Origin of the sequence: Paenibacillus sp. NPDC058174 (assembly GCF_042883865.1) — a bacterium.
Classification (GTDB): Bacteria; Bacillota; Bacilli; order Paenibacillales; family Paenibacillaceae; genus Pristimantibacillus.
The window spans coordinates 367,620-384,423 of record NZ_JBHVUY010000002.1 but is presented as its reverse complement, the minus strand read 5'-3'; the positions used below and the strand labels follow the sequence as shown (position 1 = coordinate 384,423).

Genomic DNA, 16,804 nt, shown 5'->3' with positions numbered 1-16,804 from the left:
ATTCGCCTCCTTGCTCCTATTAAGAACAGCATCCTATCTAACGATTATTCTGGATAAAGAGGCACTTTCCCTGCCAGAGGAATGTATTGTGTACAACAACCGTCGAACGTCAAAACAAATCCAGTTGCTCATACTCAGGCGGCTTTGGCTCCTCCTTCGGCTCTTGCGGATCGCGGCCGTCAGGACGGAGTTGGCCCAGCATCTCCATCATTTCCTTCGCATTGTCCGCTGCGTCTCCGCCAGAGTTGTTGTTGAAAATAACGCATACCTGCTTGCTTTGCTCTTCAAGCTGCCTCAGCATGCCAGCCCATTCGCGCAGCTCCTCGCTGCTGTAGCGGTACAAGTAGCGGACATCCCGCCAATTCGGCGCGCTGCTCTGATTCCATCCGGCGGTATGGCGGCCGTGGAACCGAACGACAGTTACCTCCGGATGCGTTGCCCGCAGCACGGTCGGCACAGAGCCAACGCCTGCCTGCGGCTCGTCGCAGACGCTATGGTACCAATTCTCCGCTTCCATGAAAGCAAGCGTCTTCTCCCGGTATTCCGGCACAAACCAGCTTTGATGGCGAAATTCCAAGGCGCACGGAATCCCTTCCATCCGCAGCCGCGTTTCGCGCAGTATCCTTACATTTTCCCGCGTACAATCGAACCAGGGCGGGTATTGAAACAAAGCGGCTTGCAGCCGTCCCGCTTCGATTACTGGCTCCAATGAATCCCGGAACGCACTGAACATCGCGGCGGGATCATTGTCCTTCGCTGCAGGGCCGCGCTGATGGCCGGTCATGCCTTGGTAGGCTTTTACAATGAAATGCAGCGTCTCCGGTGTCTCCTCCGTCCATTTGGCAAAACGCTCCTTCGACTGAATCGCATAAAACGTACTGTCCACCTCAACGAGTGGAAAATGATTGGCGTACTCCCGCAGCCTGTCCTTCGCCTTAATTCCGGGTCCGTACAGCCGGTCTTGATCGCCCCAGCCCGCCAATCCGATATGTATTCCCATTCAGCTGCCTCCGTTCTTCCTTGCGTTATACCAGTTATACTAAATAGTTTGGGAGAACTTCAAGCCGGACCGGTAAATTCCCATAGAAATTCCATCCACAGTCCGTTGACGGAAAAAAGCTCCAATGTTAAATTATACCTTTGCAGCAGGACGGAGCTTATCTTTGGTCTGGTAGAGAAAAGGGGGATTTTGTTTATGGAGGAATTGTTCATTCATTTGCAGGACGGACGCAAGCTTGCCTATGCCGAATATGGAGATCCGGACGGGCAGCCGGTATTTATTTTTCACGGGACGCCCGGCTCCAGAATCTGGTTTCTGCAGGATGATGAGACAGCAGCCGCGCTTGGACTAAGACTGATCAGCACCGACCGACCCGGCTTCGGCTGCTCCGATCCGCTGCCGGGACGGATGATTCTGGATTGGCCGCGCGACGTTGCGGGGCTAGCTGATGAGCTCGGCATCGGACCGTTTGCCGTGCTTGGCGTCTCCGGCGGCGGCGTCTATGCCGCTGCCTGTGCATTCGCCCTGCCGGAGCGCGTGCTGGGAGCCGCTATGATTTCAAGTGCAGCGCCATTTCCAGACGGAAAGCCTCCCAAAGAAATGACAGCCTCGAACAAAATCGCCTTTCGGCTGAGCAAGTATGCTCCCCGGCTTCTCAAGTCATTCTACCGCGCCCAGCGCAGCATGATTGAGAAGGATCCCGGCAAATTTATGAAATCACTTAGGGACGGCAGCCGTCGATTGCCGGAATGGGACCAGCAGTTCATGCAAACCGAGGAGCAATTGCGAGAATCGATGGTTCACCTTGGCGAAGCAATCCGCATTAGTGTGGACGAAGCAGCCAGCGAGCCCGCTCTGCTTGCCGGTCCTTGGGGCTTTGAGCCCTCCGGCATTAAAGTTCCTCTCCATATCTGGCACGGGAAAAAGGACCGGATGGCGCCATATAACGAGATGGAGCGGCTGGCTGGCCGGATGCCTCAAGCCAAATTCCGCAACCATCCAGAGGCAGGTCATTTTTTATCCGCCGATGAGCAGATGTGGCGAACTATTTTAACAGAGCTTAAAGCTGATATGTCCGCTCCAAACGAAAAAAGATCGTAGCCTGTGAGGACGAATGCTTCCTCATTTGATATAATTTAGCAATAGAATAGGGATGAAAGGAAGTGCCCCGTGTCTGACCGCAACGATCTGGATCAGCATCGCCGCAACAAGCTTAAGGTTATCCGGTTTGACAAAGACGACAACAAGCTCGTCGAGACGGATAAGCCCAAAGAAACCTTCTCCGACGTCGGCGGCCTCGAAGAAGTGAAGAAAAAAATCCGCCTTAACTTCATCCTGCCGCTTCAGCAGCCGGAGGTGTTCGCCGCTTATGGACGGGAAGCTGGCGGCAGCCTACTGCTGTACGGTCCTCCCGGCTGCGGCAAAACATTTCTTGCAAGAGCTGTTGCAGGCGAAATTAACGCCAACTTCATGCACATTGAGCTGCAAGCGATATTATCCATGTATGTCGGCGAAAGCGAGCATAACCTGCATGATGTGTTTGAAAAAGCGCGCGAGAACAAGCCGTGCGTCATCTTTATCGATGAGCTGGACGCGCTTGGCGGCAGCCGCAATCAGATGCGGCAGCATCATGAGCGGATGCTCGTGAATCAGCTGCTGCTGGAGCTCGACGGCCTGCAGAGCTTCAACGATCAAGTATTCGTTATCGCCGCCACCAATACGCCGTGGTATCTCGATTCAGCACTCAGAAGACCTGGCCGGTTCAACCATTTGATCTTCGTTCCGCCTCCAGAAGAAGCGGAGCGCGAGACGATTCTCGGCTTGAAGCTCGCGGGCAAACCGATGAGTAAGGTCGAGCTGGGGCGGATCGCTAAGGATACGCGGATGTTCTCCGGTGCCGATCTGGAGCAAATCGTCAGGGATTCCGTGGAATCTGCGCTGGAGCGAATGCTGCAAAGCGGCAACATCGAGCCCATTACACAGGATGATTTGAAAAAGGCGGCAAAGGGCCGCAAAGCAACAACGCTGGACTGGTTTGCCACCGCTAAAAACTACGCAACCTTCAGCGACGTGAATCAAGACTACCAGAACGTACTGGAATATATGAAAACCCACGGATTGAGGTAACGCTATGTCCATTCAACTCGATACCTATTCCACACGCTACGAAAGAATCGAGCATTTGCTCAAATGGCAAAGGTACAAGGAAGCCTCCGAGGAAGCGATGGCGCTAATTCGCGAGGAGCCGGAGGATGCGGACGCCTACGCCATGCTCGCTCAGGTTTGCTGGAAGCTGGAAAAATATACGGAAGCCCATAATTGGTGCGCGGAAGCGCTGAGGCGGGATCCCGAGAACCATCTGGCTTGGTTTATCACTTGCGGTGTTTACTATGATCAAGAGAAATGGAAGGAGCTTGCTTCCTCTCTTGCGGATGCGATGCGCGTCGATCCGTATGAGCCGTTCTATTACTATCTTCAAGCCAATATGTCCAACAAAAAGGGCCGGTATCAGGAAGCAAAGGAGCAGCTGCTGCAAGCGCTGGAGCTGGACGCGGACAATGCGCTTTATTTGGCACTAATGAGCTACATCGAAGCTTTGCTGCAGCATTACCGCATTTCGAAGGAGCTGGAAGGCCAGGCTTTGCGCCTTGAAGCCGAATCCGAATATGTATTCCTGTATCTCGCTTGGGCCGCCTCGGAGCGCGGAGATTATAGCCAGCAGCTGGAGCTGCTTAGCAGCGCGATTCGGCTCCAGCCGGACCAAAAGCAAATACGCGATGAATATTTAGAGGCGCTGCAAAAAAACTCCAAGCTGTACCAGATTATTCTTGGCCCATCCAAGCTGCTGAAGCGTCTCAAGCCTTGGCAGCTGCTCATAGGCTGGATACTGGCCTGGTTTCTGTTCAGACCGCTCGTCATCGTCCTCATGATTTTATATATCGCCATACACTGGCTGACTAAGCTGCTTGTCCATGTAAAGATTTTTGGCTGGCGGCTGAAATAAACAGCTGAACTAAAAAACGGAGCGCTAACTTTGGCCAATGGCCGGGCTAGCGCTCCGTTACTTATTAGGACCTAGTCAATTTTGACGACGATTTTGACAACCTCGTTTTTCCGGTTGATGTTCACGTCGAATGCCTCGGCAATATCATCGAATGCATATTCATGGGTGACAATGCCGGATACATCAATAACACCCTCAGCAATTGCCTTAATCGCCTGCGGATAAATGTTGCGGTAACGGAATACCGTCTTAATCTCCGCTTCCTTGCTCAGCAGCTTGGCGAAATTGAATTCGATAATGTCCTGCGGCGGCATGCCAACCAGTACAACCGTCCCTCCGCGTTTCACAAGATGCGGAGTTTGCTGCGTCGTTCTAACCGCTCCGGCTGTCTCCATCACGATGTCCACGCCTTCGCCGCCGGTCAGTTCATTAATCCGCTCCAGCACATCCTCCTGTGCCGCATTGATCACTCTCGTAGCTCCCAGCTCCCGCGCCTTGTCCAGCCGCTTCTGAATGACATCGACTACTGTAATATCGAGCGCGCCAAACGCTTTGGATGCCAGCAGCGCCGTCAGACCGATACAGCCTGCGCCGAGGATGACGACCGAGTTGCCAAGTGTAACGCTGCCCTGTTTAGCAGCGTGCATGCCAACCGACAGCGGCTCAATCAGCGCGCCTTCCTTATTGCTGATGCTGTCAGGCAGCTTGAACGCCAGATTGGCTGGGAAGGCAATGTAATTAGCGAAGCAGCCATGGTAAGGCGGCGTTGCCAGAAACTGAACGTCCGGGCAAAGATTGTAGCGCCCGCTAATGCAAAACTCGCATTTGCCGCAGGTATCGCCCGGCTCCAGCGCTACACGGTCGCCAGCCTTTAGCTGCTTCACATCGGCGCCAACAGCGACTATTGTGCCTGCGCACTCATGGCCGAGTATGAAGTCTCCATTGACGACGAAATCGCCGATTTTGCCATGCTCCAGATAATGCACATCCGACCCGCAAATACCGACATAATCAAGCTTGACCAGCACCTCCGACGCCTTCGGCTCCGGCACCGGGACCTCGCGAATTTCCAGCTTGTTAAGTCCTGTCATGTATGCTGCTCGATTGATCAACGCAAACGCCTCCAATAATCCGCTATTTTTCAGATGATCATTCTTCGATACGAGGAATCCGCTCGATGCGGGGATCGGTAAAGATATCGTATTCATCCAGACTCTTCGTGCTGAATTCGGACACGACCGCACCCTCCGGCCCCCCTTGAAACCAATGCTTCGTATTGGGCTGAATGGTGTACTGCTCGCCTTCTCTCAACACAATTTGATGAAATACCGAATAATAGTCCTTGCCGGATTCCGGGAGTGTACCGCTAATCTCAGCGGCCGGCTCCCCTTCTACGTACAAGTATACCATGCCGGTCCGGCAGCGGAAGGTTTCCTCTTTACCGGGATAGTCCAGCTCAGGGATCACAGGATGCCGGTGCTCGGGACAAGTTTGTCCCGGCAGCAGCACCATTTCCTTCGCGCAGCAGCGCTCTGTATTAATGAAAGTGACGAGAGAAAGCCCGATCTGTGCAAACTCATTCAGCCCGAAATCGGCCAGCTCCAAGTCTTGCTTCTCCTGCTCGGTTAAAGCAATCTGCGCCTTATCATAGTAATCCAATATAAGCGGTTTAAAATGCTGATAGTCTTCTATTCTCATGGGACCTGCCTCCCTTTCTTCTATCACGAGCTTGCCGTAATCTATCGGACTGAAGTGAATGACAGCGGCTCGCTGCCAGCGGAATAGACCGTAATCGTCTTCGTCTCTCCCGGAAGCAGATCGAAGTACAGATCAGAGCAGTCATAACCGCCAGAGACGTATACACCGTGGGCGAACCCTATGCTCCGCAGCGTAATGCTGCGATCGGAGCCAGTCTGCTCGTCGCGGACGACTTCAATCGGCGAGCGGTCGAACTGAAGCGTCTTCATGTCACCGGTTCGCAGTGATACCGTATCCACAGAATCGGTTGCAGGGATGACCATAATCGTCCCCTTCGTATAATCCCGGTCCGGCAGCGCTTCGCTAAGCAAATAGCTGCGGCTGTGCGGCTCCAGCGTCAGGTTCACCGTCTTGGTCTCGCGAACAGCGCCGCCGAAGGAAATGTAGCCGAATTCCGCTTGGAACGATACAGCCTCTGCGGTGTCATTAATTCCTTGCAGCACAACCTTTCCGTCCACGGCACGCAAGGTCAGCTTCGTATGGGCAAGCGCCCGCTTCACGCCGTAATACGAAATTTTGCGGCGCAAGTAGTAGTCAATGATCGTCCAGCCCACTTCGCCCCATGCATCATTGTACATCCAGAACAGCGCGCCGGAGCAGTCCGGCTTAAAGCGCATCGCTTCCAGAGAATACTCCAGCATCAAGGAATGAACCATGCCGCCGTAGAGCAAATAATCTTCGACCGACAGCTTGTCAGACCGGTCGAGATAGCTTTTCCAAATCCCCTCCGCTACGGTGCCTTTCTCAAATACGTTGCAGTGCATTTCCCAGACGCTGCTGTCAAAATCAATCTCCCCGCCGTCCAAATATGCTTTCGTGCTCTCCAGATTGCAAGGCCCGACATAACCGTATTCGCTGACGAATTTGGATTCCACGTTATCGAAATCCATCGGCTCGATCCGCTCCTCCAGATTGAGACTCATAAACGCATTATGCCAGCGGTGAACGTCACCAACTGTATCGGCATTCGGAAGCGCTCCTCCATACGGAGAGCTGTTCCAGTACGGAATATGAGGGCAGTTGTTGTGCAGCACTTTCTTAGCAAGCACATTGGCAATGTACAAGCCGTATTGCTTCTCATGCTTGAATTCGATATTCCATCTTGGATTGTCCGTTTTATTGAAAATCCAGTGCACTTCATTCGTGCCGCAAAACAAAGCGATCGAAGCATGGTTGCGCAGACGCTTGGTCTGGTAGTCCATCTCGTCATGCATTTCGTCCATAAATTCTCTTCTGTGATCCGGGTAGGTAGAGCATGCCAGCATGAAGTCATGCCAAATCAGCAGTCCATTCTGGTCGCACAGCTGATAGAAAATGTCCCGCTCGAACAGCCCGCCGCCCCAAATACGCAGCATGTTGAAATTCGCTTCCACAGCCTCACGGATCAGCGTCACATATTTTTCCTCAGGTACACGCGAGTAGATAAAATCGTTCGGAATCCAGTTGCCGCCCTTGCTGAAAATCGGCATCCCGTTGACGACCAGCCGGAAGTTCCGGTCTTCTCCTTGCAGCACCGTCGTATCCAGCTCGATGGTCCGGATGCCGAATTGGAAGGAAGGGAATTCCGTCGTAACATCTCCAGACACCGCCTCTACCTTCACATCGTACAGCGGATGCTCGCCATAGCCGGCCGGCCACCAAAGCTGCGGGTTCTCGATTTCAAAGTCGAGATCAAAGTAGTTGATGCCGGAGGTCAGCAGCAGGTTTTCCAGCTTTTTCGAAGCACAGACGCGGCCCTCATAAGAAATCTCGACGAGTAAGTCGCCGCTAGCAGTGCCGACAATATTGAGATTCTCGATGTTGACCGTCGCCTTGAGCTTGGCAGTCGGTGCAATACCAACGGTGACCACGCTTGCTTCCCGAATAGCGATGTTTTTCTCGGAGCGAAGGTAAGCGTTGCCGTTCAACCCGCAAGTTACGACGCGCGGGCCCCAGTCCCAGCCAACCGTATATTGCGGCCGTCTTACGAAGGAACGGCGATAGTCGCCGCGGTCTTTGCCGCCATTGTCATACTCCCGGCAGGTCGCCCAATTGAGCTCAGACAGGTTGCTCTCGGAGACGCTTTCCAGGCCGGTCGTTACCCGAACGGCAATCGTATTTTTGCCCGGTGTCAGCTGATCCTTCACATTGCGTACAAACGGATAATGAACGTTATAATGGCTGCCTACATGCTGATCGTTAACAAAAATATCGCTATGCGAATCAATCGTTTCAATGACCAGCTCGATAATATCGCTGTCGAAGTCGAGGCCGGAGCCGTCGAATTCCTTCATGTACCACCATGACCGCTGCTCAATCCATTCGCTTTCCAGCGCATAATCGGATAGAACCGGATCTTTAATGATTCCGTTCTCAATGAGCGGAATACGAACATCGGAAGGAAGCGTGCAAGCGTACCAGCCCTCCTTCAGCGCTTTTACCGCTGCCAAGCTTTCTCTGCCCCAATGCAGAGGCGCCTCGTGAACCTGCCATGCTTCGTTCAACCCAACTATTTTCATCCCCATACACTTCCTTCTGTTAGAATAAAATTCCCGCCTTAACCTTAGCCTTTGACCGAGCCGGCAACCATTCCTTTAATGATTTGTTTGGAAAAAGCGAAGTACAAGATCATCGCAGGAAAAATCGTAATCAGCATCGAAGCCATCATTTTCGGATAGTCCGTCACGAATTGTCCTTTGAACAAGGTGATGCCAACGGGAACGGTCATGAGCGAATCCTTGCTGTTCAAAATAAGTGCAAACGTAAATTCATTCCAGACGACGAAAAACTGAATAATACCGACGGTGAAAAGAATGGGACGGCATATCGGAAGTACGATGCTGAACAAGGTACGGTGGAAGCTGCACCCGTCAATGCAAGCGGCTTCCTCTACCTCAATCGGAATGCTTCGTACATAGCTGTCTACCAGAAAAATCGCAATGGGCAACCCAAAGGCTGCATAAGGCAATACAAGCGTAAACCACTTATCGCTCATTCCGGTTTGCGTGAACTGTACATACATCGGAACCATGAGCGCATGAATCGGAACCAGCATCCCTAAGAGATAGTAATTGTAAAGCGCATTGCGCCCTTTAAACCGGAACCTCGACAGAAAATAACCGATAATAAAGCCAAGAATAAGAATGATCAGCAGCGAAAGCACGCTATTTCGTGTCGTATTCCACATCCAGAGCAAAATTTTGCTTTTCGTAAAAATCGCCACATATTGATCAAAGCTTGGACTATGCGGCAGCGAGATCGGATTGGCGTAAAACTCCGACTTCCCTTTCAGCGAAGAGTAGAACAGCCATACCGCAGGAAAAATGCAGGAAATCGAAAAGACGAGCAAAATCAGGTTAGGCGCCAGTCCGGACATAAACCGCCCTCTTGAATAGGCTCTTTCCATTAGCGCACCTCCCTTTCCTTCGTGAAGCTTCCCATGATCCAGCGGGTTCCAACGATTACAACTAAGCTTAAAATCAAGACGCCGATCGACATCGCGCTGCCATACCCCATTTTATAAGTGAGAAAAGAAGTTTTATAGGCGTTTAATGCCATCACGTTGCTTGACGTGCCCGGACCTCCGCCGGTCATGACATAAATGTGATCAAACACCTTCATCGTCCCTGCGATGGAAAGCGTGACGCATACGGCCAGCGTGTTTTTAATCAGCGGCAGCGTAATATGAACGGCCTTCTTCCAACTGTTAGCTCCATCGATTTCGGCCATCTCCAGCACCTGCTGATCGACCGCGGACAGCGCCGACAGAATGATAATCATGTAGTAGCCGATATACTGCCAGATCAAAGGAATAGCTACCAGTGTCAACGAGAGACTTTCATTGTTCAGCCAAGGCTGCGCCCACTGCCCCCAGCCGATTTGCCTGAGAATGATATTGATTAGACCGTAGTTATAGTCATAGAGCATGGTCCAGATAAAGCCGATGACAACCGCCGACAGAACCGATGGAAAATAAGACATCGTCCGGTGCAGCGACTTGAGCTTTACCCGCTTTGAATGCAACATCAGCGCAAGCACAAAAGCGATACCAACCTGGCCGATGACACATAGCGCTGTCAAATAAATGTTGTTGTAGAAGGACTGGATAAAGACGTTATCCTTCAGCAGCGCAGTAAAGTTGTCGAAACCGATAAAGGTCATCTTGGTTCCGCCCGACCAATCGAAAAATCCGTAATAGAAGGCAAGCACAATCGGGACGAACACGATAAAGGTATATAAGAAAAACCCTGGCAGCATGTACATAGCGAATGACTTCCTGGACGGACGCATAGCTTGGTTCATAGTTCCCCCTCCATCCGAATACGTAATCGGACAACCGGCACGCCGTTGGTGCCGGCTATCCAATCCCTGCGGCTTCTACAGTTTGTCTTGAGCAGACTGAAGCTGCTCGGCCAGCGCTTTGCCGGTTTTTGTACCGTTGAGCACTTCCTGCAAGCCTGTATTCATCGTTTCAATAATACCGCCTGGCATTAGCATGTCATAGATCGGCGTGAACGTTACTTTGCTAGTCAGACTAGCGAAATCCTGCGTAAGCTGCGGGAATTTGGTCATATCTACGCCATCAACAAGGCTTGGTCCCGCCATTCCGTATTTCTCCATATATACTTTGGAGAAATCGTAGCCTGCTGTTTTGAACAAGAAATCCATAGCGGCATCGCGCTTTTCGCCTGTCAGGTTTTTGTTGATGGCTACATACCAGCCGGCTCCGCCGGAAATCGTGTTTGGCTCGCCTTTACCGCCGTCAACCGGAGGAAGTATCGCTACCTTCGTCTGCTTCAGCACATCTTCCGACGCATTATTAAGCAGGTAGCTGATCGCCCAGTGGCCATCAATTGTAGCCGCCGCTTTGCCTTGCGCATAATACTCCTCGGCTTGCGCATTGGAGATGACGTTGAAATCCGGATTGAAGATTTTCGCTGCTGTGCTCTTCTGCATCATATCCAGCGCATTGACGAACTCCGGATCTGTGAACTTCGCCTGGCCATCATGGTTAATAATAGAGTTTGTCCAATCAGCGCCGGTGAAACGGTCGCCCATCGTCGAGAGAATCGTCGATTCCGCCGGCCATTTATCTTTATTGCCGAGAGAGATCGCTGCGATGCCCTTTTCATTGAATTTGGCAGCTGCTTTGTTAATATCATCCCAGTTGTCCGGGAAGCTGTCGTAGCCGATATTCTTCCACAGCTTTTCGTTGTAATAGACGATGGAAGTAATGGACAACTGATTAGGCAGACCATAAATTTCGCCGTTGACCGTAGCTGCGTCAAACGCGCCCTTGCGGAACTTGTCTTTGAACTCGTACTTGTCCAGCTCATCGTTGATTGGCATCAGCAGATCATTGCTTGCAAAGTTGCCTACCCATGAGCCTTTCAGGAAAAAAATATCCGGCATTTCGTTAACGGCTGCCTGTGCCTGGATTTTCGTCGAATAATCGGCCTGCGACATGACCGACTGCGTCAGCTTCACATTGGGATTATCCTTCTCCCACTGCTCAACCAGCGTCATATAGCTGTCCATTTCAGCGCTTGTAGGACGCTCTTCCTCCAAATAATAATGCGAGAACGTCAGCTCCACCTTTTTGCCAGAACCGTTGGAGCCGCTCGAGCCGTTCGATTCCTTCGGGCCATTGTTACCGCTTCCACAAGCAGCAAGCATAATGGACAATACCAGTAATAATGAGATGACAGTAAATCGTTTGTTCGTCTTCATGTTGTCCCCCCAAAAATGTATTTGCCTTTCTGAATCCAATATTACACGGAGTGCCCCCTAGTTTTGAATCCGCTTTCATTACCTCGTTATCCCTTTTATTTGTCCTTTATAATCAATTTGACGGATGTCTGATGAACCGGGATTTGATTTTTATCCTTATAATTTGCTTTTTATCTGAAAAAAATGTCCTCTTTGCCGATTTGGCGAAACGGATTTGACACGCACAACTCGCAATGACAGAATGATTGCATAACATCAAGGGAGGTCGCGAGCCTGTGAGCATGCGCAAAAAGATTATGCTGTTCTTTATCTTTCTTGTCGCTATCCCGATTATTACGATCTATTCCGTGGCCATCAGCATCTTTTATGACAATACCAAAACCGATTTGCAGCTGCGTTTCTCCAACAATATTCACGGGGTCGGGAAAAATGTCGATCGTTTTTTTACAGATGCGCTTGATCTGACGACCTATCCTTTAATGGAAACTAATTTGAAAGCGTTTTTAAATATGCCGGACAGCAGTGAGAATCACTTCCAGCTCATCAGCAACGCGAACAATATTTTGTTGTCCATGCCTTACGGCTTTTCCAACGGCATACGAGGGGTATCCCTCCTGTCACGCAGCCAGATTCCGATTAATGCCGGCATTAATCTTAACCTGTCCAAGGAAGAAATCGAAGCAGCCAAAGCTCTAAAGTCATCGCCCTACTGGGAATATCATGACGTCTCCGGGCTGGAGGATGTACAGCAGGAAGCGTACAACCATATTTTCGTAACCCGCATGTTAAAAAATCCGAGCAATTTATCAGAAGAAATCGGTTATATCAAAATCGCGATGAGCAGGCAGCAGCTTGCGGAGACGATTTTGGCGGATCAGATTGACCATGATATCGCCTACTTTATTGTAGATGAAGCGAATAAAGCGCTGGTCGACACGAAGGGAGATGCGGGCGATTTCAATCTGGGGCCAGAAACCTCTTACGACAATCTGCTGCAGTTGGCGGACAGGGAGGCAAGCTCCACACAAATCAGCGGACACTACTACATTTCGGCCCATAAAATAGAACGAACGCCGTTTATTCTATACAGCGTCGTCAAGCCGAATATTCTCACAATCATTAAGGAAACCCTTATTAAAGGTCTTTCTTTAACTGCACTGCTTGTGTTTATATTTGCGCTTCTATTATCCGTCACGTTCTCCCAGATCATAACGGCCCCGCTCGTCAAGCTGGGCAAGCGCATGAAGTCGATTACGAATGAGGATTTCTCCGTCCGTATCGATGTGAAGCGAAATGATGAACTATCGGTACTAGCTAACAATTTCAACCGGATGGCGGAGCGGCTCGATTTTCTATATAAAGAAGTATATATGAGCCGTCTGAATTTGCAGCAGGCTCAGCTTCATGCCCTGCAGGCGCAGATCAACCCCCATTTTCTATATAACACGCTGGATACGATTTACTGGATGTCCGAAATGGGTGACACGAAGAACGTAAGCCTGATGGTATCGAATATGTCGAAAATGATGCGGCTGACGCTCTCGCCCAACAATCGCGATATGGTGCAGCTGTCCGAAGAGCTGGAGCACCTGAGCAGCTATATCAATATTCAGCGTATCCGCTACGGTGATCAATTTGTGTTTGAGATCGATTGTCCGGAAGATTTGAAGTCCTGCTATGTGCTTCGCTTGCTGCTTCAGCCGCTCGTTGAGAACGCTCTGGTGCACGGCTTGAAGGACAGCACGAGCGGCATGGTGAAGGTGAAGATCTATCCTGCCCAGAACACGCTTATTTATGAAGTTATGAACGATGGCACACCTGCGGACGTCGCCGAGATTAAGCGGCTGCTAGAGGAGGAGGACAGCAGCGGCATTCGCGGCTTTGCACTGCGGAACATCAGGGAACGTCTTGCGCTGAAAAATGGTCATGGCTTTCATCTGGACTGCTATGTGCGAGACGGGATTACCGTTTTCCAGATTACACAAAAGCTGAGGAAAGACGCGGATGGTGCGGAGGAGGAGCTGCCGCTGCCGGATGGTGCGAGGGGTAAAGAATGAACAAGGGGGCGGGGACATCATGATCAAAATTTTGCTGGTTGACGACGAAGCCTTTATCCGTCAAGGAATCCGCCATACGATTCCGTGGGAAGAGCATGGTATGGAAATTGTGGGCGAAGCGGCTAACGGGGAGGATGGCTTGAAGCTCGCGATCCAACTGGCTCCGGACATCGTCTTTACCGACATCCAAATGCCGGTGATGAACGGAATCGAGCTGGCCCGTAAATTAAATGAATATTTGCCGCGCACCAAGGTCATCATCCTGTCGGCGTATGGCAACACAGAAAACTTCACCAGCGCTATTGAAGTCAAGGTGAGCTCCTTCGTGCTCAAAAACGCTGATTCGGGTAAGATATTGGAATCCGCGCTGCGGGTTAAGGAAAGCATCTTGGCGGAATATGAGGCGCAGGGGCAAAATGCGCTCATTCAAACCATTTACAACGAAAACCAGCAGCTGATCAAATCCGACTTGTTCGCGAAATTTTTGAAGGGCGAGGTCCCGCTGGACAAGTTCCGGAAGAGAGCCGAGAAGCTCGATATTCCGCTGCCAGGTCCCTTCTACTCGCTGCTGGTCGCCAGCTGCCAGACAAATGACAACTGGATCGTTCACAACCTGTTTATAAGGGCGTTTGAGGAATTTCAGCCGTTTGTGTTTTTTATCGACCGGACAAGACTTGTTGCCGTCTTGAATGTCGGGCCTGACGGGTTGACAGATGATAGGATGGACAAAGCATTTCCTGGGCTTAAACCGCATATTTTCGGCAACAGTCTGGTTGTCATGAACCGGATTGATGCGCTGGAGCACTTCGCGGATTGCTATGCGATGCTGGACAAGGCGCTGGACGGCTGCTTCTGGCATTCCGAGAGGGAATATACGAAGGTTTCTACGCACGACACCTTTTCCAGCAGCGAGCCTGGGCAAGCGCAGTTTTGCGAAAGCAAGGTCATCTCTGCGGTCTTGTCCAAAAACCCTGCTCAAATGGAGCAGGCGCTTCTGAACTATTTTACATTCATGCAAGAGAATTCGGTCTCGCGCTCCCGCTTTCTGGAGTCGGTTAATCGCATCGCCGTCCTTATGGAGGCGGTTATGGACCGGCAATCCGAGTCGCATAAGACGATCGATATTATCGCGGAAACAGAGACGCCTGAAGAAATTATCGAGCTGGTGTTAAGCTTGGCCAAGCCTGTAAAGGAAGGCGAATCCAAAAATGTGCATTTTGCAGCCGCACTGGATTATATCAGCCGGAATTACAACGAGGATCTGAAGCTTGCTGATGTCGCCAAAGCCGCCTATCTGTCGACAGGTTATTTAAGCCGGATTTTCAAAAACGAAACCGGCTACTCCTTTAAAGAGTGGCTGAACCGGATTCGCATCAACAAGGCGAAGGAGCTCATTCTGAACAGTGATCTCAAATACTATGAAATTGCAGAGCTCGTAGGCTACAAGGATTACAAATATTTCTCCGCCTACTTCAGCAAATTATGCGGCATCAGCGCCAAGGAGTACAAAATGCAGAAGCTCACTCAGCTTCATAAGTCGGGGGATTGAACGGGGAGGATAGGTGCGGACGTTTAATTAAAGGACATCCACACCGTATCTCCCACCGGCTCGAAATTCATCTTGAACCAGAAGTTGCGTGATTTATCGAGCGAGTAGACGTACATTTTTTTATTCGGGTATTTAGCCTTCAGCCAATTAATGAAAAAAGCGGCATAGCCCTTACCCTCATGGTCCTTGAGCACGTCCAGTGCTTCAATAAAAATGAAGTTCCTTTCGTTCTTGATATCGATATAGAAATCTCTTTCCAAGTACTTCTCATCGATATGAAAATAATCCCGTTCTGCCTTGTTAATCAAGGCCTTCTCATTCGCATATTCCCATACCACAGCATAGCCGACCATTTCGTCCTCGGCTTCTATGATGTAGATTTCTTCCGGCAATTCTGCTTGCGGTTTCTGGCTCAGCTCCCCGGCATGATAGCCGGAATCAAGCTGTCCCAGCTGAGCTTGCATTTCTTCATTGAAAGGTTTGACAATAATTGTAGTCATGTTGTTCTCCTTCTTTGAGCGGTCTATGAAGTGAAAATAGACCGCCTTCTGACAGAAGACGATCTACTCTGTTTAACGCTGGAATCATTATAGCACGTAACCGGATGCCGTTCACCTTTTCGGGCCGTGGCTGGCATACAACGACCAGCCATTTATTTGTCTGTAAAACCCTTTCACTGCTGCCCCGCACTATCTAATGCTGGCTGTGCTTAGAATAATAAAAATTTCTCTTCCTCCTAATCACTTGGCATAGACTCGCTCCACCTAAGTTCGACTAATTATGATTTGAATTAGCTCCATGCTCTCTTCCGCTCAATCGCTCGGCATAGACTCGTTCCAACTAAGTTCAACTAACTATGATCTGAATTGACTCCAAGCTCTCTTCCGCTTAATCGCTCGGCATAGACTCACTCCACCTAAGTTCAACTAACTATGATCTGAATTGACTCCAAGCTCTCTTCCGCTCAATCGCGCGGCAAAGCTCACAACACCAAAAATTAAACTAACAATGAGAGCTACTTGAAGATCCAATGAGAATAAGTTAAATACTATGAGGTTGGCTAGAGGATACAGTAAATACGCCTAAGATCAGGTTACTTTGAACTAACTTTTCGTGGATCTACTATGGCACAGCTGCACACTTTAGCAATAATTCTGAGCATCCCTGCCGTTTTCTAGCCATCTGCAGCCGCATCCAAGTTCGAACGAACCTGATTCGCTATTTTGCGAACTTCATTTCGCTCTTTTTAGCGTTTTGAGCCTTTTTTGAGCACCCTCTGAGCCGGAGCGAACCTAGCTTCGCTACTCATGAACCTAGGTTCAAGGATAGCGAAATTAAGTTCGCTGTAGGCCGGACCAGCTCTTGCTGCTCTCCACATAGCGAACTTGGCTTCGTTATTTAGCGAGTCTGGTTCGCTGCAGGTTCATTTTGCACTGTCCACACTCGTGTAACGAACTTCATTTCGCTATTAGCGAAAGCAGTTCGCTAATTCCTTTGGCTGCCCCTTCGCGCTCCATGCAAACTCCGCACAACGAACCTGATTCGCTATTTTGCGAACTTCATTTCGCTCTTTTGGCGTTTTGAGCCTATTTTGAGCACCCTCTGCGCCAGAGCGAACCTAGCTTCGCTACTCATGAACCTAGGTTCATGGATAGCGAAATTAAGTTCGCTGCAGGCCGGATCAGCCATCTCCGATCACCATACAGCGAACTTGTCTTCGTTATTTA

13 protein-coding genes are annotated in these 16,804 nt (G+C 50.4%); 5 read left to right on the top strand and 8 right to left on the bottom strand.

The features are described from left to right. Positions 1-109 precede the first annotated feature (109 nt). Positions 110-1,000 carry a DUF72 domain-containing protein gene (locus ACFVVF_RS13275; protein ID WP_387809909.1) on the bottom strand — a complete coding sequence of 297 codons (891 nt, stop codon included), beginning with the start codon at positions 998-1,000 and terminating at the stop codon, positions 110-112. A 195-nt stretch (positions 1,001-1,195) separates the two neighbouring features. On the opposite strand from ACFVVF_RS13275, the gene ACFVVF_RS13270 reads away from it, so the two are divergent. From ACFVVF_RS13270 to ACFVVF_RS13260, 3 genes are all read left to right on the top strand, one after another. Further along, on the top strand, positions 1,196-2,101 hold the full coding sequence (locus ACFVVF_RS13270) for an alpha/beta fold hydrolase (protein ID WP_387809906.1): 906 nt from the start codon (positions 1,196-1,198) through the stop codon (positions 2,099-2,101). Between the two features lie 69 nt (positions 2,102-2,170). Beyond that, the gene (locus ACFVVF_RS13265; protein ID WP_387809903.1) at positions 2,171-3,127 is read left to right on the top strand and encodes an ATP-binding protein; all 957 of its coding nucleotides are present in this window, start codon (positions 2,171-2,173) and stop codon (positions 3,125-3,127) included. Positions 3,128-3,131: 4 nt separating this feature from the next. After that, positions 3,132-4,004, top strand: a complete 873-nt coding sequence (locus tag ACFVVF_RS13260; protein WP_387809900.1) for a tetratricopeptide repeat protein — start codon at positions 3,132-3,134, stop codon at positions 4,002-4,004. 71 nt (positions 4,005-4,075) lie between these two features. On the opposite strand, the gene ACFVVF_RS13255 is transcribed toward ACFVVF_RS13260, so the two are convergent. The 6 genes from ACFVVF_RS13255 to ACFVVF_RS13230 form a co-directional block, all read right to left on the bottom strand. Next, a complete protein-coding gene (locus tag ACFVVF_RS13255; RefSeq protein ID WP_387809898.1) occupies positions 4,076-5,116 on the bottom strand; it encodes an NAD(P)-dependent alcohol dehydrogenase in 1,041 nt (346 codons plus the stop codon). 37 nt (positions 5,117-5,153) lie between these two features. After that, complete coding sequence (locus ACFVVF_RS13250) at positions 5,154-5,702, bottom strand: cupin domain-containing protein (RefSeq protein ID WP_387809895.1); 549 nt, start codon at positions 5,700-5,702, stop codon at positions 5,154-5,156. A 41-nt stretch (positions 5,703-5,743) separates the two neighbouring features. Continuing rightward, the gene (locus ACFVVF_RS13245) at positions 5,744-8,260 is read right to left on the bottom strand and encodes a glycoside hydrolase family 2 protein (RefSeq protein ID WP_387809892.1); all 2,517 of its coding nucleotides are present in this window, start codon (positions 8,258-8,260) and stop codon (positions 5,744-5,746) included. Positions 8,261-8,304: 44 nt separating this feature from the next. Further along, on the bottom strand, positions 8,305-9,147 hold the full coding sequence (locus ACFVVF_RS13240; RefSeq protein WP_387809889.1) for a carbohydrate ABC transporter permease: 843 nt from the start codon (positions 9,145-9,147) through the stop codon (positions 8,305-8,307). Beyond that, positions 9,147-10,043: a carbohydrate ABC transporter permease gene (locus tag ACFVVF_RS13235; protein ID WP_387809886.1), complete on the bottom strand. Its 897-nt coding sequence runs from the start codon at positions 10,041-10,043 to the stop codon at positions 9,147-9,149. The genes ACFVVF_RS13240 and ACFVVF_RS13235 overlap by 1 nt, the downstream gene beginning before the upstream one ends. A 75-nt stretch (positions 10,044-10,118) precedes the next feature. After that, positions 10,119-11,471, bottom strand: a complete 1,353-nt coding sequence (locus ACFVVF_RS13230) for an ABC transporter substrate-binding protein (RefSeq protein ID WP_387809884.1) — start codon at positions 11,469-11,471, stop codon at positions 10,119-10,121. A gap of 281 nt (positions 11,472-11,752) precedes the next feature. Between ACFVVF_RS13230 and ACFVVF_RS13225 the strand changes: the two genes are divergently transcribed. Both ACFVVF_RS13225 and ACFVVF_RS13220 read left to right on the top strand, forming a co-directional pair. Beyond that, positions 11,753-13,528 (top strand): sensor histidine kinase, encoded by a 1,776-nt coding sequence (locus tag ACFVVF_RS13225; RefSeq protein WP_387811434.1) that lies wholly within the window; start codon positions 11,753-11,755, stop codon positions 13,526-13,528. A 19-nt stretch (positions 13,529-13,547) separates the two neighbouring features. Then, the gene (locus ACFVVF_RS13220; RefSeq protein ID WP_387809881.1) at positions 13,548-15,077 is read left to right on the top strand and encodes a response regulator; all 1,530 of its coding nucleotides are present in this window, start codon (positions 13,548-13,550) and stop codon (positions 15,075-15,077) included. 23 nt (positions 15,078-15,100) lie between these two features. Here ACFVVF_RS13220 and ACFVVF_RS13215 read toward each other — a convergent pair whose 3' ends face one another. Continuing rightward, positions 15,101-15,577, bottom strand: coding sequence for a GNAT family N-acetyltransferase (locus ACFVVF_RS13215; protein ID WP_387809878.1), 477 nt, complete (start codon positions 15,575-15,577; stop codon positions 15,101-15,103). Between the last annotated feature and the right edge of the window lie 1,227 nt (positions 15,578-16,804).

Coding starts and splice junctions, on each gene's coding strand:
- ACFVVF_RS13275 (WP_387809909.1), bottom strand. CDS start 1,000: ATGGGAATACATATCGGATTGGCGGGCTGGGGCGATCAAGACCGGCTG.
- ACFVVF_RS13270 (WP_387809906.1), top strand. CDS start 1,196: ATGGAGGAATTGTTCATTCATTTGCAGGACGGACGCAAGCTTGCCTAT.
- ACFVVF_RS13260 (WP_387809900.1), top strand. CDS start 3,132: ATGTCCATTCAACTCGATACCTATTCCACACGCTACGAAAGAATCGAG.
- ACFVVF_RS13250 (WP_387809895.1), bottom strand. CDS start 5,702: ATGAGAATAGAAGACTATCAGCATTTTAAACCGCTTATATTGGATTAC.
- ACFVVF_RS13245 (WP_387809892.1), bottom strand. CDS start 8,260: ATGAAAATAGTTGGGTTGAACGAAGCATGGCAGGTTCACGAGGCGCCT.
- ACFVVF_RS13240 (WP_387809889.1), bottom strand. CDS start 9,147: ATGGAAAGAGCCTATTCAAGAGGGCGGTTTATGTCCGGACTGGCGCCT.
- ACFVVF_RS13235 (WP_387809886.1), bottom strand. CDS start 10,043: ATGAACCAAGCTATGCGTCCGTCCAGGAAGTCATTCGCTATGTACATG.
- ACFVVF_RS13230 (WP_387809884.1), bottom strand. CDS start 11,471: ATGAAGACGAACAAACGATTTACTGTCATCTCATTATTACTGGTATTG.
- ACFVVF_RS13225 (WP_387811434.1), top strand. CDS start 11,753: ATGCGCAAAAAGATTATGCTGTTCTTTATCTTTCTTGTCGCTATCCCG.
- ACFVVF_RS13220 (WP_387809881.1), top strand. CDS start 13,548: ATGATCAAAATTTTGCTGGTTGACGACGAAGCCTTTATCCGTCAAGGA.
- ACFVVF_RS13215 (WP_387809878.1), bottom strand. CDS start 15,577: ATGACTACAATTATTGTCAAACCTTTCAATGAAGAAATGCAAGCTCAG.